The organism is Winogradskyella sp. PE311, from assembly GCF_046545555.1.
In the GTDB taxonomy this organism is placed as follows: domain Bacteria; phylum Bacteroidota; class Bacteroidia; order Flavobacteriales; family Flavobacteriaceae; genus Winogradskyella.
Map to the genome: position 1 here is coordinate 1 of NZ_JBHZTH010000001.1, position 24,167 is coordinate 24,167.

The 24,167-nt window shown below is 32.6% G+C and carries 26 protein-coding genes; 5 read left to right on the top strand and 21 right to left on the bottom strand.

The window, feature by feature from the left end:
- Window positions 1–2,028, bottom strand: a 2,028-nt coding sequence (locus ACFWU4_RS00005; RefSeq protein WP_411123610.1) for a choice-of-anchor L domain-containing protein, incomplete at its 3' end; no start/stop codon positions are given.
- A gap of 240 nt (window positions 2,029–2,268) precedes the next feature.
- Here ACFWU4_RS00005 and ACFWU4_RS00010 point away from each other — a divergent pair.
- The 4 genes from ACFWU4_RS00010 to ACFWU4_RS00025 all read left to right on the top strand — a co-directional run bounded on the left by ACFWU4_RS00010 (window position 2,269) and on the right by ACFWU4_RS00025 (window position 5,175).
- Window positions 2,269–3,171, top strand: coding sequence for a NifU family protein (locus ACFWU4_RS00010; RefSeq protein ID WP_411127192.1), 903 nt, complete (start codon window positions 2,269–2,271; stop codon window positions 3,169–3,171).
- A gap of 142 nt (window positions 3,172–3,313) precedes the next feature.
- Window positions 3,314–3,985: a hypothetical protein gene (locus tag ACFWU4_RS00015; protein WP_411123612.1), complete on the top strand. Its 672-nt coding sequence runs from the start codon at window positions 3,314–3,316 to the stop codon at window positions 3,983–3,985.
- A gap of 114 nt (window positions 3,986–4,099) precedes the next feature.
- Window positions 4,100–4,300 (top strand): dodecin family protein, encoded by a 201-nt coding sequence (locus ACFWU4_RS00020; protein ID WP_411123614.1) that lies wholly within the window; start codon window positions 4,100–4,102, stop codon window positions 4,298–4,300.
- A gap of 62 nt (window positions 4,301–4,362) precedes the next feature.
- Window positions 4,363–5,175, top strand: a complete 813-nt coding sequence (locus ACFWU4_RS00025; RefSeq protein ID WP_411123616.1) for a mechanosensitive ion channel family protein — start codon at window positions 4,363–4,365, stop codon at window positions 5,173–5,175.
- Here the strand turns inward: ACFWU4_RS00025 and tsaB are convergent.
- The 15 genes from tsaB to cyoE form a co-directional block, all read right to left on the bottom strand.
- On the bottom strand, window positions 5,172–5,843 hold the full coding sequence (tsaB, locus tag ACFWU4_RS00030) for a tRNA (adenosine(37)-N6)-threonylcarbamoyltransferase complex dimerization subunit type 1 TsaB (protein WP_411123618.1): 672 nt from the start codon (window positions 5,841–5,843) through the stop codon (window positions 5,172–5,174). The genes ACFWU4_RS00025 and tsaB overlap by 4 nt on opposite strands.
- Before the next feature lie 15 nt (window positions 5,844–5,858).
- On the bottom strand, window positions 5,859–7,160 hold the full coding sequence (locus tag ACFWU4_RS00035; protein ID WP_411123620.1) for an efflux RND transporter periplasmic adaptor subunit: 1,302 nt from the start codon (window positions 7,158–7,160) through the stop codon (window positions 5,859–5,861).
- 2 nt (window positions 7,161–7,162) lie between these two features.
- Entirely contained in the window at window positions 7,163–8,485 is a 1,323-nt protein-coding gene (locus ACFWU4_RS00040; RefSeq protein WP_411123622.1) for a TolC family protein, read from the bottom strand.
- A 50-nt stretch (window positions 8,486–8,535) separates the two neighbouring features.
- Window positions 8,536–9,696, bottom strand: a complete 1,161-nt coding sequence (locus ACFWU4_RS00045; protein WP_411123624.1) for an efflux RND transporter periplasmic adaptor subunit — start codon at window positions 9,694–9,696, stop codon at window positions 8,536–8,538.
- A 24-nt stretch (window positions 9,697–9,720) separates the two neighbouring features.
- On the bottom strand, window positions 9,721–10,980 hold the full coding sequence (locus tag ACFWU4_RS00050; RefSeq protein WP_411123626.1) for an ABC transporter permease: 1,260 nt from the start codon (window positions 10,978–10,980) through the stop codon (window positions 9,721–9,723).
- 1 nt (window position 10,981) lies between these two features.
- On the bottom strand, window positions 10,982–12,226 hold the full coding sequence (locus ACFWU4_RS00055) for an ABC transporter permease (RefSeq protein ID WP_411123628.1): 1,245 nt from the start codon (window positions 12,224–12,226) through the stop codon (window positions 10,982–10,984).
- The gene (locus ACFWU4_RS00060) at window positions 12,219–12,923 is read right to left on the bottom strand and encodes an ABC transporter ATP-binding protein (RefSeq protein WP_411123630.1); all 705 of its coding nucleotides are present in this window, start codon (window positions 12,921–12,923) and stop codon (window positions 12,219–12,221) included. The genes ACFWU4_RS00055 and ACFWU4_RS00060 overlap by 8 nt, the downstream gene beginning before the upstream one ends.
- A gap of 116 nt (window positions 12,924–13,039) precedes the next feature.
- Complete coding sequence (locus tag ACFWU4_RS00065; protein ID WP_411123632.1) at window positions 13,040–13,282, bottom strand: hypothetical protein; 243 nt, start codon at window positions 13,280–13,282, stop codon at window positions 13,040–13,042.
- Window positions 13,283–13,284: 2 nt separating this feature from the next.
- Window positions 13,285–13,830 carry a DUF420 domain-containing protein gene (locus ACFWU4_RS00070; RefSeq protein ID WP_411123634.1) on the bottom strand — a complete coding sequence of 182 codons (546 nt, stop codon included), beginning with the start codon at window positions 13,828–13,830 and terminating at the stop codon, window positions 13,285–13,287.
- A 56-nt stretch (window positions 13,831–13,886) separates the two neighbouring features.
- The gene (locus ACFWU4_RS00075) at window positions 13,887–14,648 is read right to left on the bottom strand and encodes an SCO family protein (protein WP_411123636.1); all 762 of its coding nucleotides are present in this window, start codon (window positions 14,646–14,648) and stop codon (window positions 13,887–13,889) included.
- On the bottom strand, window positions 14,645–15,346 hold the full coding sequence (locus ACFWU4_RS00080; RefSeq protein ID WP_411123638.1) for a hypothetical protein: 702 nt from the start codon (window positions 15,344–15,346) through the stop codon (window positions 14,645–14,647). The genes ACFWU4_RS00075 and ACFWU4_RS00080 overlap by 4 nt, the downstream gene beginning before the upstream one ends.
- A gap of 67 nt (window positions 15,347–15,413) precedes the next feature.
- Window positions 15,414–15,860: a cytochrome C oxidase subunit IV family protein gene (locus tag ACFWU4_RS00085; RefSeq protein WP_411123640.1), complete on the bottom strand. Its 447-nt coding sequence runs from the start codon at window positions 15,858–15,860 to the stop codon at window positions 15,414–15,416.
- 21 nt (window positions 15,861–15,881) lie between these two features.
- On the bottom strand, window positions 15,882–16,883 hold the full coding sequence (locus ACFWU4_RS00090; RefSeq protein WP_411123642.1) for a cytochrome c oxidase subunit 3: 1,002 nt from the start codon (window positions 16,881–16,883) through the stop codon (window positions 15,882–15,884).
- Between the two features lie 36 nt (window positions 16,884–16,919).
- Window positions 16,920–17,519, bottom strand: coding sequence for a heme-copper oxidase subunit III (locus tag ACFWU4_RS00095; RefSeq protein WP_411123644.1), 600 nt, complete (start codon window positions 17,517–17,519; stop codon window positions 16,920–16,922).
- The gene (cyoE, locus tag ACFWU4_RS00100; RefSeq protein WP_411123646.1) at window positions 17,520–18,413 is read right to left on the bottom strand and encodes a heme o synthase; all 894 of its coding nucleotides are present in this window, start codon (window positions 18,411–18,413) and stop codon (window positions 17,520–17,522) included. It abuts the gene before it with no gap.
- 148 nt (window positions 18,414–18,561) lie between these two features.
- On the opposite strand from cyoE, the gene ACFWU4_RS00105 reads away from it, so the two are divergent.
- Window positions 18,562–19,452: an MBL fold metallo-hydrolase gene (locus ACFWU4_RS00105; protein ID WP_411123648.1), complete on the top strand. Its 891-nt coding sequence runs from the start codon at window positions 18,562–18,564 to the stop codon at window positions 19,450–19,452.
- On the opposite strand, the gene ACFWU4_RS00110 is transcribed toward ACFWU4_RS00105, so the two are convergent.
- From ACFWU4_RS00110 to gcvH, 5 genes are all read right to left on the bottom strand, one after another.
- On the bottom strand, window positions 19,449–21,554 hold the full coding sequence (locus tag ACFWU4_RS00110; RefSeq protein WP_411123650.1) for a gliding motility protein RemB: 2,106 nt from the start codon (window positions 21,552–21,554) through the stop codon (window positions 19,449–19,451). The two genes, ACFWU4_RS00105 and ACFWU4_RS00110, sit on opposite strands and share 4 nt — an antisense overlap.
- A 110-nt stretch (window positions 21,555–21,664) precedes the next feature.
- Window positions 21,665–22,456: an energy transducer TonB gene (locus ACFWU4_RS00115; RefSeq protein ID WP_411123652.1), complete on the bottom strand. Its 792-nt coding sequence runs from the start codon at window positions 22,454–22,456 to the stop codon at window positions 21,665–21,667.
- A gap of 118 nt (window positions 22,457–22,574) precedes the next feature.
- Complete coding sequence (locus ACFWU4_RS00120; protein ID WP_411123654.1) at window positions 22,575–23,303, bottom strand: energy transducer TonB; 729 nt, start codon at window positions 23,301–23,303, stop codon at window positions 22,575–22,577.
- A gap of 63 nt (window positions 23,304–23,366) precedes the next feature.
- The gene (locus ACFWU4_RS00125; RefSeq protein ID WP_411123656.1) at window positions 23,367–23,705 is read right to left on the bottom strand and encodes a VanZ family protein; all 339 of its coding nucleotides are present in this window, start codon (window positions 23,703–23,705) and stop codon (window positions 23,367–23,369) included.
- 16 nt (window positions 23,706–23,721) lie between these two features.
- Window positions 23,722–24,102 carry a glycine cleavage system protein GcvH gene (gcvH, locus tag ACFWU4_RS00130; protein ID WP_411123658.1) on the bottom strand — a complete coding sequence of 127 codons (381 nt, stop codon included), beginning with the start codon at window positions 24,100–24,102 and terminating at the stop codon, window positions 23,722–23,724.
- Window positions 24,103–24,167 lie beyond the last annotated feature (65 nt).

Here is a 24,167-nt window from a genome sequence, read left to right on the forward strand (position 1 = left end):
ATTACTCACATCATCACAAACCTCTAAATCTAATACTAAATTAATGTCCGGTTGAGTAGATGCAGATAAACTAAATGAAACCGTATCAAAACATGTTTGCGTAACATCTGCCATACGAGCCCATATAACCTGAGGATTTACTGTGTTAGTATAATTAGTTGGCAATACACCGACATTATCAATAGCATCCTGTTCTGTAAGATGGTATGTAATAATAAAATCAGTAGCATTTTGTGTTCCCAAAATATCATCATCATTTTCGGATAAATCAAACTGTGATGTGCCTGTTGCACTGCAAGCTAATAAATCTTGTGCAGGATTAGCTGAAGGACTTTCTCTAAATTCAACTAATATAGTGTCTGTAGATTGACATACACCTGCAAAAACAACATCAACAGAGTAGTTACCACCAACATTAACATCAATAGTCGAATCTGTTTCTCCAACAATCTCAACACCTTCAAAGTACCACGTATGTCCTGCTGTTGGTATTCCTGTATCAAGTGTTATAGAATTGCCACCGCACTCAGCTGTTCCGGCAGCAATAGTTATATCATCGCCTAAATCTCCTCCTAAATCAAAACTACCTGCTTTAAGAAAAACACCAGAATCAAAATTTCCATCACCATCATCAGCTATTACGAGTTTTATAGTATAGTCCTCTCCAGGTATTACAGGAGATTGCGCTGTAAAGACTGTTGTTCTGCCATCAAAAGATATTGGAGGTCCATTCGCTGGCGTATATTCACCAAAAAATTCAGGATTGGCCGCACCACATGCAGCACCATTATCTGGATGTATGTTAGTCACTAAAATTGGTGTGTTGGTACCAGGAAGTACTGCCAAATTCGTTGTTACACCATTAGAGTCTGTTAATAAAAATGCAAATGCATCAGAAAAAGTGCATTCAAAGCCACCCATATCATATTCTTCAGAAGCCATTAAAAATTCAAAACTTATATTATCTGCTAATGGTGTAAAATCAAATTGAATGAATGTAGCATTGTTAGAATTAATTCCTGTAGCAGCATTTAAGTCTGGATCCCCAGGCCAAACACCTACAGTTCCATCACCTAAAAAAACATTTGGTCCACCAGCTCTACCTGCATCACCAGAAGTTAATAATAATCCATCTTCAAATGGGAAGTTTATACCATTACTAAAAAAATAGCCAATTCCATTTGGTTCTGTTGGTGAGAAATTTGTTCCAGTTGATGATATAATATTTGATACTGATGCACAGGGACTATTAACTAAAACATCTTCTATCAGCTGTTCTGGTGTAAATGCGTTTTGATCAACAACTACATTATCACCTAGTACAATAACAGTTATAGTTTCTACATCAAAACAGCCTTGAGGATTATCATCACTGACCGATAACCTCACAGTGTATGTACCTGGGTTTAAAAAAGTATTAGAAACATTGGTGCCTGTCGCATTATTTGTATCCCCAAAATCCCAATCGTAAGTAGCATTTGTGCCATTATCTGAGAAAGTAGCACTACCTGCAAACTGTACAGTTTCTCCCGGCAAAATACCAATCACTCCTGAACCATTTGCTATTGGATTAGTATTGTCAATTGACGCCACGATATTTTGACATGGTGCAGCACATAAAATGTCTGCTTCCCAACCAACAGTATTTGCAGATGCATTTGAAAAGAATTCAATTGTTAAACAACCAGACATATTTGCTATTGTTGCTGATATACTTCCAGGAGCGCTTGGACCTGAAAATGACCCAAGAATAGGTGCTGTATTATCATCACCATCATAAATAGTCATTACATCCTGATTCAACTGGGTACTGAAAAGAGAAAAATCTAAAATTATAAACTCGTTTGCGTTTTGAGCACAAATTGTAGTACTAAAATTTTCATCATTTGAATAATTACCAAATTCTCCTCCTGAATCAAAAAACTTGTCTGGGGCACAGCGTGTGAAGACTCCATCTTGCATTGATAAATCTTGGGAAAACCCAAAGGAAAATGATATTATAGCGACAATATAGATTAACTTTTTCATCAATTAATTTACAACTAGCTCTTTATGAATTATCATTAGGTTTCTAGTTTTGTTTAGTTAGACTCAGTGCAATAACTCAAAAACATGAAGGAATAATCCCCAAAACTTTAACAGTCTATTTACATTAAACGAGCACGAAATTTAATCAAAATATATGAATTTGCTTAGGAATTTAGTTACAAAACATAATTAAAAGGATTAACGTTTAATCTTGATATTTCTTATTTTTGCAAAAAAAAGATTTCAATGACTAAAGTTTCCATATCGTCGACCTCTAATGATGCCATTTTAAAATTCGAAGCTGATCGGTTTTTAACAAATCATAATAGTTTTGAGTTTAATAATATTGATGAAGCCAAACATTCGCCTTTAGCGCAACAATTATTTTATTTACCTTTTGTGAAAAAAGTTTACATAGCATCGAATTTCATTGCTATTGAACGTTTTAATATTGTTGAGTGGAAAGACGTGCAAGATGAAGTTGCTGAGCAAATTGAGAACTATTTAGCCAGTGATGGAATCATTGTAGCGGAAGAAGCCACAACACCTAAAGCAGCAGTTACGGTGTATGCAGAAAGCACTCCTAATCCTGGCGCTTTAAAGTTTGTATGCAACAAGGTTTTATCACCTAACCCATATGAATTTACATCTATTGAAGACGCAAAGCCATCCCCTTTAGCAACTGCCTTATTTCAATTTCCCTTTGTGAAAAATATCTATATCGAGAAAAATTTTATTTCAATAACAAAATTTGATGTTATAGAATGGGAGGAAATCACATTACAACTGCGAGAGTTTATAAAATCCTATGTAGAAGAAGGCAAAATTATTTTGAATGATGATGCACCAAAACAGCTAAATAAAACTGAAGAGGCTATTGAACAAAAATTCGAAGCTCTCGACGATATCTCCAAGAATATCGTTAATATTTTAGAAGAATACGTAAAACCTGCGGTAGCCAGTGATGGCGGTAATATAGAGTTTAAATCCTATGATAAAAAAACAAAGAAGGTAGAAGTTTTATTACAAGGAGCATGCAGTGGCTGTCCTTCATCTACATTTACTCTAAAAAACGGTATTGAAAATATGCTTAGAGAAATGCTGAACGATAATAATATTACAGTTAGTTCCGTTAATGATTAGTTAATTCTTAAAAATATTTTAAATATTATTCTTTATATATATATTTTTGATTCGTAAGAAAACAGCTATCAAAAAAATCTCAAAATTAAATTTCGGCACGATTTTAGAGACTATTTAAAAAAAAACAAAAATGATACACCAAATGAAAAAAATTGCAATTTGTTTAACCATATTAGGATTCGCAGGTAATATTTTTGCGCAAAATGTAAACGTAGATATAGCATCTGAACGTGGATTAATGTCTAAATCAGCCAGTAAAAAAATTATAGCTGACGGTTCACCTTATATTTCTGAAGCTTTTAGCACTATAAAAATTGCACAATTTAAAGATCAGGTTTTTACAGGTCGTTACAATGCGTATAATGACGAAATGGAAGTTAGATTGCCAGATGGAAAGATTGTAGCTTTAGATAATAAAGCAGATTATTCAGTAACCTTTACTGGTGAAAATAAAACGTATAAAACTGCGAGTTATATAACAGATAATGGCACTGCAAAAAATGGATTCTTAGTTGTAATAAACAGTTCAGATAAATATGCTGTCCTAAAAAGAGAGTATATTAAATATTATGACAAGGTTCCTGCTGTTTCTTCTTATCAGCAAGATAAAGCAGCGAGCTTCAAAAGAGAAGATGACTCTTATTATGCAGAGATAAACGGAAAAATAACGCCAATATCTCAAAAGAAAAAAACGTTTTTAAAAGCTTTCCCGGAACAAGCAGGAGATCTTAAAACTTTTATAAAAAAGAATAAAATAAACCTTAAAAAAGAGGCTGACTTAATGAAGACTATAAAATACTTAAGTACACTTTAAAAAAAAGCTATTACTGTTACTCTGAAATATAATGCTAAAATTTTATTAGTTTTATAAGTGACTTTTTCACTTTTAAAGTTTCTAAAGTATATAACATTATAAATTAAAATCGAAATGGCAGTATTAAAAGTTATTGAAGTATTATCAAATTCAGAAAAAAGCTGGGAAGACGCTACAAAAAAAGCGGTTAAAGAAGCTTCGAAAACAGTTAAGAACATACGTTCAGTATATGTACAAAGCCAAAGTGCTATTGTTAATGAAGATAGTGTAACTGAATTTAGAGTTAACCTAAAATTGACTTTCGAAGTAAAATAATAATAACCTCAGAAAAACTCGGTAACTAACCGAGTTTTTTTATTTAAATTAATTAAACCAACATGGATACACAAAAATGGATTGACGAAGGTTACAACTTAATCGTTGACTTTGGACCAAAATTAATAGCTGCAATTCTGATATGGATTATAGGTGGCTGGATTATCAAAACAATTCTAAAGGCTATTAAGAAGGTAATGACTAAGGCTAATTATGATGAGAGCCTAAAAAAATTCTTACTAAACCTAATAAGATGGGTTTTTAAAATAGTATTAATACTAGTCGTATTAGGAACTGTAGGTATAGAAACAACTTCTTTTGCGGCAATACTTGCGGCAGCCGGTTTAGCTGTTGGGCTAGCCTTACAAGGCTCACTAGGAAATTTTGCAGGCGGAGTACTTATTATGATCTTTAAGCCAATAAAGATTGGCGATCTTATTGAAGCTCAGGGTGAACTTGGTGTTGTAAAAGAAATTGAAATTTTCACAACCAAATTAACTGGCTTAACTAATAGAGAAATTATTCTACCTAATGGTGCTTTATCTAATGGAAACATTATTAATTATACTTCTGAAGGAACTAGACGTGTTGATCTTGTTTTTGGAGTAAGTTATGACGCTGATATTAAGAAAACAAAGGATGTTTTAATTAATGTTTTATCATCACATCCAAAAGTATTAAAAGATCCAGCTCCAGCAGTTACTGTTATGGAATTAGCAGATAGTTCTGTAAATTTTGCTGTAAGACCTTGGTGTAATGGTGATGACTATTGGGATGTTTATTTTGACGTAACAGAAAATGTAAAAGAAGCTTTAGATGCAGCTGGTATAGAAATACCTTATCCTCATCAAGTAGAAATACAAAAAAAAGGTTAGGATTTCTTTTTTAAGGCAATAAAGTCTTTTAAATAATAAGGTTCAAAATAGGCGACATCTTCGATGTCGCTTTTTTTATATTTCAATTCTGAAAGAATAGACATCTCATTTGCTGATGGTAATTTTCCGTCAATGAAAATAGCATTAGGGTGTGTTATTAATGTTTTTGTTTTTTCCACACCACTACCAATAAAATATACTTTATCCTTTTGTAAAATTTTATTAAAACTGCCTTCATCTAGCACTTCCGCTTGTATTTCTCTATGCAAATCAAAATTATCATTGTAAATAGCGGAATAAACTTCCATGCGTCGTGCATCTAACATTGGGACAATAAACCCATTATTGATATTTAATTGTTGTGCTAATATCTCTAATGTATTAATAGCCATTAAGGGTTTATTTAGAGCAAAACTTAAACCTTTCGCTGAAGACACCCCTATTCTCAAACCAGTATAAGAACCAGGGCCTTTACTAACTGCTATTGCATCAATTTCTGAAGGACTTATTTTTACTGTCTTAAAAATATAATCTATAAAAACATGTAAAGTCTCTGCATGAGAATAACCTGCACTATTATCTTCTTTTAAAACTAAAGTCTCCCCATCTTTAGATAGGGAGACTGAACAATTTGTAGTTGCTGTTTCTATGTTTAGCACTAATGCCATAAATATAAAATTAGGCTAATCTTCTTTTTCTTCAGAAGTATCTTGCTTTTTGTTCTTTTCTTCAATTAAATCGCCTGGATTCAAAGTTTTTGAAACCATATTATAAGGACCTGTTATGATTTTATCGTCTTTACTTAAGCCAGAAATAATTTCTATGCTAGAATCATCTTGTATTCCTGTTTTAACGACTTTTAGCTTAGCTTTTCCATTACTATTAACAAAAACACATTCAAATTTTTCTTCTTCCTTGGGAGCGTCTTCATTAAAATCTACTTTTTTACCAAAAGGTTTTTTCGTAGAACTCGTATCAGTCTTAATAACTATTGCACTTATAGGTACTGATATTGCGTCTTTTCGGGTTTTTGTTATAACATCGACAGTAGCCGTCATACCAGGTCTAAAAGGTGAATACGTGTCAGGCTTACCCTCAGTTAAATCTCTATAAGACTCCTCTAAAATTCTAACCTTTACCTTAAAGTTAGTTACCTGATCTGCTGCTAAATTACCTGCTGCAGAATTAGCTATTTCGGTAACAACTCCTTTAAACTCCTTCTTTAAATATGCATCAACTTCAACAATTGTAGAATCTCCAATGCTAACCTTTACAATGTCGTTTTCATTGACATCGACTTCAACTTCCATATTATTTAAATTAGCAACACGAAGGATTTCTGTACCTGCCATTTGCTGTGTACCAACTACACGTTCGCCAAGCTCAACATTAAGCATTGATATTGTGCCACTCATTGGTGCATATATTGTTGTTCTTGTTAAATTGTCCTTTGCCTCATTAACTGTTGCAGCCGCACTTTGAACACTATAATAGGCTGAGCTTTTACCTGCTTCAGCTGTTTCAAAGGTAGCAATAGCTCTATCCCAATCTGCTTTTGATATAACACCTTTTTCAAATAAGGTTTTACTTCTATCATAATCGGCCTTAGCTTGTTTTAGATTGGCTTCTGCCTGCTCTAAACCAGCTCTTACATTTTGATATGACGCTTGAGATCGGCTTACAGCAGATTGAATTAAGTCAGGGTTTACTCTCACTAGCAAATCTCCCTTCTTTACTTCTTGACCTTCTTTAAATGGTAATTCTAAAATCTCTCCTGAAACCTCCGAAGATATTTTTACTTCTACTTCTGGTTGAATTTTACCTGTTGCAGATACTGTCTCTACAATGTCTTTTAAAGTAACTTCTTTTATTGTTACTTCTTTAAAGTTTCCTTTTTTACCAAACAATCCCATTGACTTTCCGCCTACTAGTAATAATAGGATTAAGACAACTACGCCGATAATAATTTTCACTGTTTTGCTCATAATTAAAACTTTAATTCAGTTGCAGGAATTCCAAAATATAATTCGAGAACCTTTAATTTAAATATGTAATCGTATTTCGCTCTATTCAATTCAATTTTCGCATTATCAAATCTTAATTTTGATTGACTAAAATCAAAGGCATTTGTTAATCCTACGTCATAACGCTCCTTTGCATAATCATAAGCTAATTCCTGAGACTCTAACGCTTTATTTGCTGCTTCAAAAGACTTTAGAGACCCCTTTGCATCTACATAAGCCTGATAAACGGTTGACTCTAAATCTAATTCCGTTTGCTCCAATTGAAACTTAGTTCTTTCTAAATTAATTTTATTTCGTTGAACATTAGCCCTTGTTTGAAAGCCATTTAATATTGGAATATTAAGACTTAATCCGTATCCTATACCATCGTTTAGGTAGATCTGATCACCAAAAGATATAGGGTTAGCATCCGTATAACGCGTATCATAACCTAAAAAAGCTCTTAAAGTGGGCCAATATGATCCTTTAGCTATTTGAACATCTTTCTCTGCTAATTCTACATCTTGCTCAGCTATCTTAATCTCTGATCTATTTGCCTTAGCATTTTCTATGATTTCTGCTACTGATTTGTTAGAAATACCTTCGTCTACTATATCATATCCTTCATCTTGTATATCAAAATTTTCGTAATCTTTTATCAATAAAAGTTGGGCTAAACTGATTAATGAAATTTGAATTGTATTCTCAGCATTAACAATAGACTGTTTTTCACTAGCATCTGTAGCTTGGATTTCTAATAAATCACCTCGTGGTAATGAACCCGCTTCTACTAATTGATTAGTTCTTTCTATCTGCTCTTGTGTAACGGCGTTCTGTGCAATTAAGACTTCTAAGTTTGCTTTATTTAATATGACATTTATATATCCATTTGCCACAAAAAGTGAAATATCATCTTTCATTTTAGACAATCTATAGTCAGCTGCCATTTTAGATATTTTAGCGCGCTGTACTTGTCTAATGTTTTGTAAACCATCAAATAAATTATAACCTACATTTATATTACCTGATGAAGATAAAAAAGTTGTAGTTGATGAATTCCCTGTAGTTGGATCAAAACTCAAACCTGTATTATTAGATACATTACCACCAGCATTTATTGTTGGTAAAAAACGACCAATTGCAGTAAGTTTCTCTATATCAGTTGACTTTAAATTTAATTCACTTTGCTTAACTGAGATATTATTTTCTAAAGCATAAATGACACATTCTTTTAATGTCCATTTTTTATTTTGAGACTGCCCAAATACTCCTAGAAGTAATATTATGATTATGATTGATTTTTTCATGATGTCTATTTGTCTATATAAATCTTAAAGTGTTACAATAAATGTTAAAATTATTGTTGTGCGTATTTTGGTACACCTTGCAATTGGTTCCAAACTTTAATTTCGTCAGATTCAGAAATACCTTTTTTTACCTCTACAAAGATACCATTACTAAGTCCTAACTCAATATCTCTTCTTTCAAACTTTTGATCACCAACAGAAACTTCAACAAAAGGTTTTTTTGTTTCAGAGTCATATTGAACTAATGCTTCTTTAATAGCTAACACATTTTCTACCTTATCTAAAATAATTGAAGCATTGGCACTAAGACCAGCTCTTATAAATGTAGATTCGATCTTAGCTAATGTCCCTTTAATTTCGAATTGAATTGCTCCATTTTCTGCAACACCTTTTGGAGCTATATAATCTAAAATGGCATCAAATTTTTGATTCTCAATCGCACCTACTGTAATTTCTAGAGGTAAGCCTTCTTTAATTTTACCAACCTCACTCTCATCTACCTTGCCCTCAAAAATCATTTTCTTAACATCAGCTAGCGATGCTATCGAAGTTCCTTCATTAAAATTATTCGCTTCAATAACTTGGTTTCCAGCTTTTACAGGTACATCTAGTACCATACCAGCTACAGTCGCTCTAACCTGAGTCTGAGCAATATTGCCTAAGCCAGAAGTAGTACCTGTTTTTATAATATCGTAATTTTGACGTGATTGCGTTACATCAATTCTCGCCTGCTCTACCCGTTGTTTTGCCTGTAAATACGTATTATTTACTTGGTCAAATTCATTCGCAGCTATAACACCTTTCTCAAATAATTCTTTTTGACGATCAAAAATTGTTTTCTGAGTTTTAAAATTTATCTCAGCAGTTTGGAGCGCATTTGAATTAGACGCAATGTTATTTTTTGCACTAGTTAATGAAGATACATTAGGAATTACTCTAATCTGAGCTATTAAATCTCCCTGTTTAACATATTCACCAGCTTCTATATAAACCTCTTCTATTACACCTGAAATATTAGGCTTTATAAGAACTTCTTCTTTAGGTACTATACTTCCTGTAGCCACTGTTTTTAGAACTATAGTTTCAGTCGATGCATTCTCAGTAGCATAACTAATTGGATCTTCTTGGTTTTTTGCCCATAAATAGTACAGAGCACTACCAAAGATGACTACTATTAAAATTAATACGATGACGGTTGTTGTTCTTTTCATTTTATGATTGATACTTATTATTTTTTAGTCTATTCTTAATGCGTCTACAGGTTTCATTTTTGTTGCGCTATTAGCTGGTATTAAACCTGCTAACAAACCAGAAACTACTAATATGATTAATGCTGTAAATACCACAGACATACTTACACTTGGATTTGCGAAATTTTCAACTGGCCCTACACTATCTAATATTGCATTCATTCCCCAAATAGATAATGCGGCAAAAGAAATACCTACCATACCAGATAAAATGGTTAATATTAAACTTTCTTGTAAAATCTGACCTTTAATTGTCCAAGGAGTAGCGCCTAAAGCTCGTCTTACACCTATTTCTTTTGTGCGTTCCTTTACAACAATTAACATGATATTACTTATACCAATAATACCCGACATTAAGACTAAAGCACCAACAAAATAGCCTACTATTGATAAAATATCAAAAAGTCCATTAACTCGACCAAATTGCTCCGACAAGTCAAAATGACCAATAGCTCTTTCGTCTTCTGGGTGAATAGTATGGCGGTTTCGCATTAAAGCAAAAATACGATCTTTAACATCCGTGATACTTATTCTGTCATTTGCAGTAATTGCCATCCATCCAACGGTGTCTCCAAAATTAAAGGCCTGATTAAAGGTTGTAAAAGGGATAAAAATTGTATTTGCTTCTTCTTCAGAATCTCCTTGACTGTTGGTTATCTTAAAAGTGCCAGCTACCATAAAATTAACACCGTTAATCTTTATATATGTACCTATCACATCTTCATTTTTATCATACAAACCCTTAACTACATCTGGTCCGATAACACATATCTTACGTCTCGAATCAATATCTGAATAACTTATAAAACGACCTTCTATAATATCCATTGGTTTTTGCTTGATAAACTCTGGATAATCCCCATAGATTTGAAAAGCACCAGTTTTTGTCTCTCTTACTACATTATTAGCGCCATTATATCCACCTAATTGATTTCTAGGTGAAACATACTTTATTTCTGGTATATCTGCCTTAATAGCTGCAACATCATCGAACTTGTAATTGAATCGTCTAGATTTAGGTAAACCCTTATATGCTTTTGAGGTACCTTGGGTCCACATAAACATAGAATTAGTTGCAAAGTCACCAAAATCCGCTGTTACACCATTTCTTAAACCGTTGGTAAGTGCTAATAAAAGTACCAAAATTGTTATACCCCAAAACACACCAAACGCAGTAAGAAAAGTTCTTACTTTATTTGCATTTAATGCTTCTAGTATTTCTGTCCAACGGTCTTTATTAAACATCTTATTCGTCTCTTAAAGCTACAATAGGTTTTATCTTTGCAGCACGATATGCAGGGAGAAAACCGGCAAAAGCACCTGCTGCAACTAATATAAATACAGTGATTATAGCTGTTTTAAAATCAACTTGAGGGAATTTAATAAATGGACTATCCACTTGTGGACCAACTAATTCTAATAATCCTAAGCCCAAAATCAGTCCAAACAAACCAGAGAACATAGTTACAAATACAGCCTCTTGAAGTATCATTGCAATAATTGAAAATGGCTCTGCACCTAATGCTTTTCTAATTCCTATTTCTTTTGTTCTCTCCTTCACAATTATAATCATTATGTTACCAACACCAACAACACCAGCTATTATTGTGCCTATTCCTATAAACCAAAATACAGCTTTGATTGTATCAATTAGTGAGTATATTTTTTTCGCCTCCTCAAGTGTATTATTAACTCTAATAGCAGCCACATCGTCTGGTGCTACAATATGTTTTTGTTTTAAGTCAGTTTCTATTGCAAATGACAAATTCTTTGATAAATCTACAGCCTCTTGGAAATTTTCGGACATCTTTACTGTAAATGACATGTCTCTTATATTATCACCACCATTAAAAGATCTTTGTACGGTTGTTAAAGGCAAAAAGACATTACTTTCTTCTCGTTCTCCTCCTGGATCAGTATAAACGCCTATTACTTTGAAGTTAATTCCCCAAATGGCAATATTTTTATCTATTGGATCTTCACCTTTAAATAAATCTGTCTTAACCTTATTACCTATAACAGCAACTTTTTTGCCATCATTAATATCAGAGTAATTAAGGAATCGACCAATAGTCATGTCTGCATTTTCAATAAATTGCTCATCTGGCATTACACCTCTAACCCTATAATTACCAGTCTCATTTTTATATGCTATTTGCCCTCCCCAAATACTATAACTGGCCGATCGATATTCTAAATTTTCATCATAAGTTGAAGAAAGATTATTAAAATCCTCATCTTTAAGCTGAATATAGCGTCCTGGATTTAGGCCTTTATAACCCTTAGTGGTTCGTCTTGTTCTAATACTAATTTCGTTGGTGGCATCTTGCTGAAATTCTGAAGTTACTCCGTTTTCTATGCCAGAACTGAAGCCCAATAAAATAACCAATATAAAAATACCAGAAGCAACCGAAAGTCCTGTTAAAAAAGTTCTTAACTTATTCTTTCTTAATGTTTCAAATATTTCCTGCCAACGCTCTACGTTAAACATGCTGCTTTTTTGCTATTACTTGTTCTACTCTACTGTCATCTATAATTAAACCATCCTTAAGATTAACTATACGCTTTGTCATATGTGCAATATCATCCTCATGAGTTACAACTAGTATAGTTTTACCTTCATCATTTATGCCTTGAATCAACTCCATAACTTCATAAGATGTCGTAGTATCCAATGCACCTGTTGGCTCATCTGCTAATAACACTTTAGGCTCACTTGCTAATGCTCTTGCTATAGCTACACGTTGTTTTTGTCCACCTGAAAGCTCACTAGGTAAATGATGTGACCAATCTGCTAAACCAACTTTTTCTAAATAGTGTTCTGCTTTTTCTATTCGCTCTTTCCTAGAAACTCCCTTGTAGTATAAAGGCAAAGCAACATTATCTGCTGCTGACTTATAATTAATTAAATTAAAGGATTGAAAAATAAAACCTAAAAATTCATTTCTGTAACGCGCTGCAATTTTCTCATTAAGGTTTTTAATAGGTACACCATCAAGAATGTATTGTCCTTCATCTGCTTCATCTAACATTCCTAAAATATTTAGTAATGTAGATTTTCCTGATCCTGAAGATCCCATTATAGAAACCAAGTCACCTTCTTTTACATCAAAATTAATTCCTTTTAATACGTGAAGAGAATTACTTCCCATATGGTAAGATTTGTGTAAATCTTTAATTTGAATCATAGTGCAGTTGGTTAGCTAGTGCAATTTTAAGAAAATCCGTTTGGCTTTTATGCCAAGAAATTGTTAAGACTTCCTTTTAAACTCCTATGAAGTAAGACTACTTAAATAAATAAATGTTACACAACCTCGTCAATATTTCTTCTCTTTTTAGATTTGTTATAAGTTCTGTAAACTATATAACCAATTGTAGCTACTAAAATGTAAGGTACTACCATAAGGAACATGATACCGTCATTTATAGCTTCTGCGGCAGATTGATCTTCTCCACTCTCTAATACTGCTCTGCACATGGCGCATTGCGCTCTAGTATTTAAGAATGAAATAGTCATTAGTATAAGAAAACCTATTTTACGTTTCATCCTTAAACATAATAGGGTGAAATCATTAAATAAACAATAACACCTGTTATTGCAACATATAACCATAAAGGAAAAGTAATTTTAGCTATCTTTTTATGTCTTTCTATATTGTTGGTAATTGCTCTAACATAAGTTATTAGTACAAATGGTATTATAACTATAGATAATAATATATGTGTTATAAGAATAAAATAATATACATATTTAATTACACCTTCTCCACCAAACTTTGTAGAATCGCTTGTCATATGATAAGCAATATACATGAGCAAAAAGGCAACCGATAAAGTAATTGCAAACTTCATTAATCCCTCATGTAGCTTTCTATTTTTGTTCTTTATCGCAATAACTGCAGCTATTAGTACTATAGCTGTAAGGCCGTTTACTGTGGCATAAATTGGAGGCAAAAACTTTAACGGTTCTACATCAAAACCTAAACTACGAAGATTTATCGCAAAAAGTGCTGCAACTGCAATTGGAATAATAATTGACAAAACAATTATCCACTTATTATACTTCTTCTCTTTTTCTTTATCTACTGCATTCATGCTTTTCATCATTTTAATTCTCAATCACAATAAGTAGTATTCTTAAAATCTAAAACTTACTCTTTTAATAACTTAGCTATATCTTCTTTTAATATAGTTATCTCTTGAGGAATTCCGTCTTCATCCTCACTCTCTGATTCAGCGATTAAACCATTATAAAATATTAAAGGATTTCCAAAATTATCACTTCTAGATCGTATAAATCCTTCTTTATCAATTAAGGCAAAATTACCTGAATGTTCAAAACCTCCTTCTACAGATTCATCCTTCGCTGTATATAAATTAAAACCTTCATTTGCCAGTTTATAAATAGCATCTTCGTTACCTGTCAATAAATGCCAATTAGGGTTTTTAATACCATATGCATTTGCATACGCTTTTAGAACTTGTGGCGTATCTATTTCTGGTGTAATTGTAAATGAAGCTACACCGAAATTTTCGATAGCACTAAATGCACTTTGTACTTCAACTAAGTTACGATTCATAATAGGACAGATTGTTGGACAAGTTGTGAAGAAAAACTCAACCACATATACCTTTCCTAAGTAGTGCTCATTATTAATAATTTCCCCATCTTGATTGATAAAACTAAAAGTTGGTACTTTTTTTGGAACTCCATTAATTTCTAAATAAACTAAATCACTTTTATTGTTATTAGTTGTATTAGAGTTTGAAGTAGAAACGTCAACACTGCGACTTTCATCTCTGGATATATCACTATTATTAACTCGTTCTATTATTTTAGGAATAAAAATAATACCAAACACCAAAATTATAAATGTTATACCGATATAAGAGTAGTTAACTTTTTTACTCATTCTGTTAAATCTTTTTCACGTCTATTTTGAGACTCGTTGAATTTACCTTTGCGCTTATCTCTATATTCTTTAAATAAGACACGCATATCTTCTGCTGCCATTTTATTTTTTAAAACTGCTACCTTTATACAATCATAATTATACAATCCATAAGGAGATATGTTATCTTCAATTTCCTTATCCGTTCTATCATCTAATCTTCCTCTTTGATTTAAGTCTTTATCTATTATATAGACTGAATTACAGGACAAGTTTTCATCTAATTCCACGTCTGATCTTAGGCTCTCAAAAGTTTTTCTGATATTAGCTTCGTCAGTGTACAGAATATGCCAAAATCTTAAATCTTCGTAAGATTTAATTTCCTTTAGTAATTCATCAGCTTCCTCTTTTGCTTCGTGCGGAAGCATAACTACTACTTGAAATGTTTTAAAACCCTTATTCCTATCGTAAACCAGCTCTTTTAAATTCAAAGCGGCAATAGAATTATCCTTAGGGTTTGTTCCTAAGAAAGAGAGTACTGTAAGGTGATTATTGAATTGAAGACTATCAGCGTTTTCTGGTAACTCTATAATATCTTTTTTAATAATATCTAGTGGATTATAGTTGTCTTTCGATAAGAGCATTGTTATGATGAATCCTACTGGCAAAAAGAATAATATACTAAGTATTGTGTAACGTTTTTTATTGCTTAAATCCATATTACAAAAATAAAAAAGGTGGTTTAAAAAAACCACCTTTTGATATCATTTAACTTAAATTTTCAACTTAAAAATCTCTTTTAATTAATGCGTCTTCTGTATTATACACTTCAAAAACATAACCGCCCTCTTGTAACAGAATAAAAATTAAGTAACATATTAAGAATACCGCTGTCCATACAACCATTCTTCTCAAAGCTTTCGTCTCATCCCTCATGTGCATAAAATCCCAAGTAATATAATAAGCTTTGACAATAGTCAATACGATGAATATTAAATTTAGGGGCTTCATGTAGATAAAAGGTGATAACAAGATATTTGCTAATGTCGCAAAGAACCCACCTTCTATAGGATCTATCCATGTATGCATTAAAAAGTCTGGTTTGTATATACCCAGAACAACCTCTACTGCCGTTACAATTGTTAAGAATACTAAAACACCCCAAATTTTACTGGTGTTAGATTTAAACTTAACTAAACCTTGAAATATTTCTAATTTATGTTCGTGTGCCATAACTGAATCTTAATATGCTTTTTATACTAAATAGAAGAATGTAAATACAAATACCCAAACTAAATCGACAAAGTGCCAGTATAAACCTACTTTTTCTACCATCTCATAACTTCCCCTTCTTTCATAAGTTCCTAATATGACATTAAAAAAGATGATAACATTTATAACAACACCTGAGAATACATGAAATCCGTGGAATCCTGTAATAAAGAAAAAGAAGTCCGCAAATAATGCAGTACCATATTCGTTAACATGAAGGTTGGCCCCTTTAACAACAAGCTTACCATTTTTCTTGATTTGCATTAAAGACTCTTCTCTAGACAAGATTGTCTTTTCGCCTTCTTCGTTGATGATTTGAGTTCTTACTAAAATATTTTCATTTGCCGCTAAACCTTCATAAAGTTCATCAACTGTATAAGGTGGTAAAGCTTCTTCTGTTACAAACCAAAGGCCATTTTTACGCTCATGCTGAGCACGATCAGTTTTATGATGTACTGCAAAATCGTCTATAGAAATACGCTTAAATTTTTCTTCACCGTCAACCATTACATTTTCACCAAACTGAAGAATGTTTCCTCCTTTAGTTTGCACAGCTCCGTAATCTCCTTGAATAAACGTTGCCCATTCCCATGCTTGAGAACCAACGAATATTGCACCTCCAATAATGGTTAAGAACATGTAAAATGTAACTTTAGCTTTATTCATATGGTGACCGGCATCTACAGCTAATACCATCGTTACAGACGACATTATTAAGATAAATGTCATAAATGCAACATATATCATCGGTAATTCCTGACCATGCAAAAACGGAACGTGCGTAAAAACCTCATCGGCTATTGGCCATTCTTTTATAAACTTGAATCGTGAAAAACCATAGGCCGCTAAAAACCCTGAAAAGGTTAATGCATCAGATACAATGAAAAACCACATCATCATCTTTCCATAACTCGATTTTAAAGGCTGATTACCGCCTCCCCAAGTTTTTCCGTCTGTACCAGTACTTGCTACTGTAGAATCCATAGAATTTATTTGAATTTTAAGATTGGACAAAAATAATCAAATTATATCGCTAAAAAAATATAAAAACAAAAAGAGGGCAAGCCAAAGCAGGTCTACAAAATGCCAGAAATTCGCGGCCAGTTCTAAACCCAACATATTGTTGGCATTATACTTCTGTTTAAAATGATTATAAATAACGACAATTAGACAAATTAACCCAGCAATAACGTGTCCTAAATGGACAGCTGCTATTAAAAATATATACGTCATTGTAATATTGCTCGATTCACCTGTAAAATAATGACCAGCAGCAATCATTTGACTAAATCCTTCAAACTGATTAAAAACAAATGTAACACCCAATATTAATGTTACTATTAACCATACAGATGTCATTTGCATATTTTTGCTGTTCAATGCACGCTTTGCTAAAATAAAGGTCAAACTACTGAGTAAAATAACAATAAGACTAATTAAAAAGGCATCCGGTAATTCATAATTACTCAGCCAGTCCTTATCTCTTCTTTGTTTGCTACTTACAATGAAGGCGCTAATTAATGCTGAAAATGACATTATCAGTGAACCAATACCAAACCATAGCATCATTTTTTTTGATCTTGCCTTCTTTTCTTCTAATGTTCCTTCTGTTAAATCCATTTATCTCAAAAATTTATCTGCCACATATATAATCTGTAGCATTGTAATATAAAATACACTTGATAGCATTAACTGTTTAGCAGCTTTCGCTGTTCGCTTTTGAAACAACTTTAAGGCATATATTAACATTATAATACCTAAAACAAAAACCAATATAGCACCTAAGATCGATAATTCTAAATCACCTGTAAATCCAAAAACAGGTATAATAGAGGCTATAATTGTCCAAACACTATACATAATAATTTGAACAGCTGTCCCTTTATCGGGTTTACCTGTTGGCAACATAAAAAATCCACCTTTTTTGTAGTCTTCAAATAAAAACCAACCAATAGCCCAAAAATGAGGAAATTGCCAAAAAAATTGAACTGCAAATAAAGTACCTGGCTCTATTCCAAAAGCATTTCTTGCGGCAACCCACCCTAACATAAAAGGAATTGCACCTGGTAATGCGCCTACAAAAACTGCAATAGGAGTTTTCGTTTTAAGAGGCGTATATACACTAGTATATAAAAATATAGATATTGCTCCCCACATTGCTGTTTTAGGGTTTATTATATACAATGTTATTAATCCTAAAATTGTAAATGATGTAGCTATAACAAAGGCAGTATTTACTGTCATACGACCAGCAGGAATTGGCCTGTTTTTAGTACGATCCATCAAGGCATCTAAATCTCGCTCGATTATTTGATTAAAAGCATTAGATGCTCCTACCATAAAATAACCTCCAAAAGCTAAAAGAATAAGTGTTGTGAAATTTATTGTTTCAGCTCCAAGTAAATATCCTGCAATGGCAGAAAAGACTACACTAATGGATAAACCCATTTTAGTGATTTCTTTAAAATCAGTTATCGCAGAAGGTGCTGATATCGAAGATTTTGTGGTACTCAAACTATTAACTATTTAGTGCCGTTCTTAGCGATTGCAAAGATAGTTTGAAAATTACTTTTAACCAACGTAAGACCATGTTTAATTTAAGTAATAACTCTAATGTAAGTTTAGCTATTTTTATAAGACAAAAATGACTTAAAACTATTTTATGAAATTCTTTAAAATTCTACTTTCGATTTTGATAATTACTTCGAATTCTGTAATTGCTCAAGGGCGTTTTGATACTGTTAAAATTAAAACAACAAAACTATCTGACCACACATATATGTTGGAAGGTGCTGGTGGCAACATTGGAGTATCTGTAGGAGAAGATGGAGTATTTATTATAGATGATCAATTTGCACCGCTATCAAAAAAAATTCTTGATGCTATTAAAAGCTTGAGCGACAAACCTTTAAATTTCTTAGTAAACACACACTATCATGGTGATCATTCTGGTGGTAACGAAAACATGTCCAAAGCAGGAGCTACCATCATTGCTCATGATAACGTAAAAAAACGTTTAGAAGTAGAACAACGTGATGGCAGTTTTAAACCGAAAGAAGCTTTACCAGTAATAACTTTTAATGACAAACTAAACATAACAACAAATGGAGAAAGCATTGCCGTTTTCCATGTAGCAAATGCACATACAGATGGAGATGTATTATTATACTTTACAGAAAGTAATGTCTTACATACTGGAGATACCTATTTTAATGGACGCTACCCATATATAGATCTAAATTCTGGCGGAAGTGTTAACGGTTATATTAAAGCTGTAAAAAGAGGTTTAATGGTAATAGATGAAGACACTAAAATAATTCCTGGTCATGGAAAAGTATCTAACCTAGAAGAGTATAAAGGGTTCTTAAATATGCTTGAAACGTTGAGAGATAAAACTCAAAAAGCAATAGATAATGGTAAAACTGAAGAAGAGGTAAAAGTTGATTCGAGTATTACAAAAACTTATGACGAGTTAGATTACGGCACAGGTTTTATAAATAGTGAAAGAATTAGAGTTACTTTTTATAAGAGTTTGAAAGGAAATAAATCCTAAAAATCATTATACCAATTAAATAAATCAGTCCTTAGACCAACACTAAACCAAAGCGTATTAGAGTTAGTGGTTGACGCTGTTATAGCTTCTGGATTAAAATCCCTATATATGATATTAGTGAAGACTTTTAAATTAGTAGCTGGGTTTAACAAGTAACCTGCTTGCAATTCTGTCATAAAACTATTTGTTTTATTCCCTTGACCTATTGTTATTCCTGTATTGGCATTTCGACTATCCTCGTCTGCATAGATATTTCCCCCATAATTAAAATTGTCTTCAGGTGTATTAAAATCAAATCCACGTTGGCCCATAACTATTTTAGCATCTCCAAACCAACGTTTATAATTATAACGTCCTATAAGAACTAATTCTCTAAAATTAGAACCCCAAAGATGAGCCATAGGTTGATTGAAGTGTGCGTAATTTAAAATAATAGAGTTATGAGAATATGTATAAGGTCTTACTTGGTTATATTCTGCTTGCAATAATAAATTATCAACCTTAAACGCATTAAAGTATTTTACACCTAATTGGAATCCTAATTTATTTTTCCAACTCTTTTCACCACCTGTAATATCGCTCAGTGAGAACTCGTCTACTATAAATTGACCATATATATTCACCTTATTATTCCACTTATATTTAGAACTAAGACCTAATATCGCATTACCTGCGTCCTGACCTGTTTGAAATTCAATAGCTCTAAAAAAGATTATAGGGTTTAAATAGTTAACATCAAAACCTCTGCCATTTGTATCAGCCCACATTACAGACTCAAATAGTCCTATGTTGAGGCGCTTTGATACATTCCAACTCAAATAATGATTTGCCATATATTTTGTGAAAAATGCGCCATCTTCAACCACCTCATCTCTTACATCTTTTAACCACATCCATGTACTAGTATACTTTATCTTCCAGAAGCTTGCATTTAATTTTAAGAATGGATATGGACTAGCCACATCACTTTGCAATAATGAACGATAGCCATCTCCAATGAAATTTTTACCATGTCCAAACTGAATATTAAGGAATTCGGCTGGCGTATAGGATAAATAGGCTTCAGCTATTGGGTAATCATACGAATTTTCTTTAAAACGTTTTGCTATCCCTCTGCCCGGAATTACTGCTGGATCTGGTCCAAATGCCTTCAGGCTTTCTGCGTATTGATTAAAGTAGTCTGCAAATCGACCTTGACTTTCGTAAACTGATGCCGTTAAGTTAAATCTTTTACCTAAGCCAGCCTGTATAAAAACACCTCTCGTATTATTCCAAGTTGAACTAAATTCGGCCTCACTATCTCTACCAACTTGCAAATCTATTATTGGATCTACAGTGAACCAATAATCTTTACCTTGGACTTCTATTAAATGCTCGTTATATAATTTCCTACCTAACCATGAGTCTGTCTCTTTTATCAGACTTTCTCTGTCAGCTTTAATATCGTAGTATTTCGCCACATCACTATAAACAAATGGTTTTGCTGCTGTATGACTGTTGGTGCCAATAGCATTCATTTCATCATCAAAACGCGCATAAAATGAATGCGTAAACGGGACATTTAATTCACTACTATATTCTAATTTTTCGTAAGGCTTAAGTTCTGCATTAACTTCATCAAATTCACCAGACAATGTTGCATTAAGACTATCTTTTTGGGTTAATTTAACTTCAGGTTCATTGGTCAACACTCTAATTGGTTGTGCAAGTGGTATAGCGATACTAATACTATATTGGACAAATGTGGGATTACTATTATACGTAGCAGGTTTAACTTTTGGTAATAATCCAAAAACACGTTTGCTCTCAGTTTTTAATTCATCATAAATAGCATCAACATAAATAACTTTAAAATCACCTTCTTTATTGACTTCAAACAAAATTTGAACATCACCTTTGTAAAATTCATCTTTAACAATTTGTGGCACTTTAAAGTTTGTAAACAAGAAATTGTTCAAGGTATAATTAAAACAAGATTTCATTTCATCTATACTTTCAGATGCACACTGACTAAAAACAGGAGGTTTCTCATAAACAGAACCATCTTGTGCACTGCAATAAACAGAAATCATCAAAATAACAACGAGCCAAATTTGCTTCATAGAATAGGTGAGAATTTATGACACGAAAGATACTTATTTTTTTAGTAAGACTAAATCAAAAAAGCCGTTATCAAAGAGATAACGGCCATATCATATTTATTTAAGTATCCTTAGTCCCTCACTTGAAAAACTATTGGTAGCTTATAAATAACACCGACAGCTGTCTCTCTTTGATAACCAGGTATCATTTGAGGAATTTTCTTTATGAGACGCAGAGCTTCTTTCTCGAGCACCAAATGTGGAGTTCTAATTTTAATATCTGTGATATTTCCGTTCTTATCGATTTTAAACTGTGTATAAATACGCTGTTTCCCGTAAATATTATTGTCAGTAGCAATATCTGTATTGAATTTTCTTAAAATAAGTTTACCTAACTTATTTGACATACATTGTTTACGTTCGTCATTTGAATCGAACTTCTCGCAACCTGGATAAATAGGTGCATTTTCAACCTTATAAAAAGGAACATCAACAGGTGTTTCAATTGTGTGCTCAATTATATCTTCTGGTTTAGAAATTGGAGCATCCACATATTTTGGCTCTTGCGCAGATTTTACAATTGTTTCAATAATGTCTCTATCGTTTTTAACAGGTATAACTTCGTCTATAATATCTTTTCTTCTAACTGGCTCTGGTTCCTTTGGTTTAATTACTTCAACAATAAATGGCTTTACTTGTTCTAAATGAAATGTTTCATCTATTACAGTGTCTTCAACAGGAATAATCATTTTATCCTGAAATTGCATTTCAAAAAGCGCATAAGTTCCAAGCAAACAAAGAATCAACCCTATCTGAAAATATAGGGTTGAGTTTTTTTGTAAATTTGCATCATGCTTTTGTGATTTCTTTGCTTCAAGTGTACTCTGACCAGTACTCTTGAAGGCTTTCTTAGATTTTTTCATAATACGTATTATTTAAAATGTTAATATTATGAAAAAGTCACAATAAGCATACCAAAAGGAAAATCCCGTTCAATTAATTTGAACGGGATTTCTATTTACTAAAAAATATCTTTTTTTATTAGTCTTGTACTTGAAATACAATTGGAATAGAGAATGGCATTACTACTGACTTACCTCTTTGCCTTCCTGGCTTCATTTTTGGTAATTGACCAATTACTCGTTTGGCTTCTTTTTCTAAACCTGGATGCGGCCCTCTAGCTACTATACTTGTAATATTACCACCTTTATCTACCTTGAACTGAACAAAAATTCTCTTTCTTCCAGGAGGTAAACCTAAATCGCCTGCTAAATCGGTATTAAATTTTCTATTTATGAATTTATTCACCTTTTCGTTCATGCACTGTTTCTTTGCATTATTTCCCTTTTTCTTTTCACATCCAGGAAATACAGCCACATTTTCAATAACATGGAAGGGTACCTCAAGATCCTCTTCAACTTCTTCCACTTCAACTTCCTCAACTTCAACAATCTCGGTATCCATCTCAGTCTCAGTAGACTCGATAACTGTCTCTTCTATCTCCTCTTCATCTTCAACAACCTCTATAATTTCTGGTGCTTTTGGTGGTGGAGGTGGTGGAGGTGGTGGTACAACAATTTGTTCTGTAATTGGCACTTCCTCATCTAACTCATCATCAAGATTCAGCGTATCTGCTACAACACCTGTTGGGTCGTATGTCTTATAATTTATAGACATATATGTTATGCCTAACATTAAAGCAAGACCAACAGCAAAAAATAGTGAGCTATTGCGACTTACATCTGATTGTGGATTCTTTTTAGGTTCCATAGTACTTTCTTTTATAGTGTCGCTAATTTAACTAAATTATAGTATAAAAAGCAAAACTTAGTGTTATTTTAACTTAATTATATTCAATTTACGGGCAATTAATGTGCCAAAAATCACACCTAAACAATTAGCTATCATATCAACCGTATCGTAAGTTCTGTTGGAATTAAGTTGGTGTTGAATTAATTCCAACACTACACCAAATAGTATTAAACAAGAAAACACCAAGTAAACTGTTTCTTTTTTAATGCTAGGTTTAAAATAAGTTATCCATAAAAAAGCTAGACCAATGTAAGCTATAATATGATATATTTTATCATCGAAAGAAGACCCTAGACTTGGCACTCCGTTTAAATTTATTAAACTAACAATAACAAGGGCAATAGCATATGCAATTGCCATTAGAAACAACAGTTTCTTAACCACTTATTAGAGCCTTGTAATCATCAGCGGACAATAAACTATCTACTTGTGAAGCATCAGAAAATTTCAACTTAATCATCCAACCATCGCCATAAGGATCAGTATTCACCTTCTCTGGTTCGTCCTCTAGGCTTTCATTAAATTCGGTAATTTCTCCAGATAATGGTAAAAATAAATCTGAAACTGTTTTAACAGCCTCAACTGTACCAAAAACTTCTTCAATATCTAAGGTTTCATCTAGAGTATCTACTTCTACATATACAATATCACCTAATTCGCCTTGAGCAAAATCTGTTATACCTACTGTTGCGACGTCACCTTCGATTTTAATCCATTCGTGATCTTTAGTGTATTTTAATTCTGATGGTATGTTCATCTTAGTTGTTCTAATAAATTAATGAAACAAATGTAATTTTTTAATTTCTTGTTTTAAAAAATAAA